Source organism: Mesorhizobium sp. M2A.F.Ca.ET.042.01.1.1, assembly GCF_003997405.1.
Lineage (GTDB): Bacteria > Pseudomonadota > Alphaproteobacteria > Rhizobiales > Rhizobiaceae > Mesorhizobium.
This window is the reverse complement of sequence record NZ_RZRX01000545.1, coordinates 1-1,444: the sequence shown is the minus strand read 5'-3', so window position 1 is coordinate 1,444 and position 1,444 is coordinate 1. Positions and strand designations below refer to the sequence as shown.

The window sequence follows — 1,444 nt, the reverse complement described above, 5'->3', positions numbered from 1 at the left end:
ATCAGATAGAGCGGCGCCTGGGCGGTGGTGTATCCGTCGCTGAGCAGCGCCAGGAACGACCAGGCGATACCCGACGCCAGCGCCAGCACGCCATAGAGGGAAAGCCGGACGCCGACCGCCTGCTGCCGCTCGTCGGCCGCGCCTGACTGGGCGAGCGCGAGCACCACGCGAGCGCCATTGACCAGGGCGATGGCGGCAAACCACGCCACCGCGGCAAGGCCGCCGCCGGACAGAAGCTGCACCGCCAGGATCAGGGCTGCCAGCACCGTGCCGATGGGCATCGAGACGAAGACGCCCTTGCTCAGATCGGCAAGCTGATCGCGCAGGATGCCGGCGTCCACGGCTCCGCCGCGCTCCCCGGAAGAGGGACCCGCAGCCAGCCGCTCACTATGCCTTGTCATGACCTAAGTGGTTAGGCGACCGGGATGAAAATCGTGTTAAGGATTTCAGCGGTTTACGGAGCATTTCCTGATTAGGAACTGACGGCGCCAGAAGCTCGGAGAAAACAGGGCGCCGATGGCCTAGCGGAATTGATCCCCATGGCACGGCGCCAGAAAAACCCTATCGTGTTTGTGTGACCGGCAAGCCCAAGAGGAGTTCCAACCCATGACCCTCACCAATCGAGACATCGTCGAGCTGACCGAATGGCGCCGCAAGCTGCACCGGCAGCCGGAGATTTCCAACGAGGAGGAGAAGACGGCGAAGGAAGTGGTGGACTTCCTCGCCGATACCGGGCCGGACAAGATGCTGTCGGGGCTCGGCGGCCATGGCGTGGCGGCGGTCTATGAGAGCGGCCAGGCCGGGCCGACGGTGCTGTTCCGCTCCGAGCTCGACGCGCTGCCGATCGAAGAGCTTTCGGGCGTCGCGCATTCTTCGCAAGTGCCGGGCAAGTCGCACATGTGCGGGCATGACGGGCACACCGCGATCCTGGCCGCGCTCGGCCGCCAGTTCGGCCGCGAGCGGCCGGCGCGGGGCCGCGTCGTGCTGATGTTCCAGCCGGCCGAGGAGACCGGAAACGGCGCGGCCGGCGTCGTCGCCGATCCGCGCTTTGCCGAGATCGCGCCGGACTTCGCCTTTTCGCTGCACAATCTGCCCGGCGTGCCGTTCGGCGAGGTGCGGCTCAAGGCCGGCACCGTCAACTGCGCCTCGCGCGGCATGCGCATCGTGCTCGAGGGCAAGACCGCGCATTCCTCGATGCCCGAGACCGGCATCTCGCCGATGCCGGCGGTGAGCGAGCTGATGCCGGCGCTGCCAGCGCTCGGGCGCGGCACTTTCGCGGACGACGATTTCGGCATGGTGACCGTCACCCATTGTTCGATGGGCGAAGCCGTGTTCGGCATCGCGCCGGGCTATGCGGAAGTGTGGGCGACGCTGCGCACCAGGCGCGACGAGCGCATGGCCGAACTCGTCGCTGCCGCGGAGGCACTGGCCAGGAAAATCGCCG

The 1,444-nt window shown here is 67.4% G+C and carries 1 protein-coding gene and 1 pseudogene; one reads left to right on the top strand and one right to left on the bottom strand.

The window, feature by feature from the left end; genetic code table 11:
- A pseudogene (locus EOA23_RS34685) lies at positions 1–341 on the bottom strand (GGDEF-domain containing protein); the annotation flags it as partial.
- A 265-nt stretch (positions 342–606) separates the two neighbouring features.
- On the opposite strand from EOA23_RS34685, the gene EOA23_RS34680 reads away from it, so the two are divergent.
- The coding region (locus EOA23_RS34680) for an amidohydrolase (RefSeq protein ID WP_127307316.1) at positions 607–1,444 on the top strand (838 nt) is incomplete at its 3' end.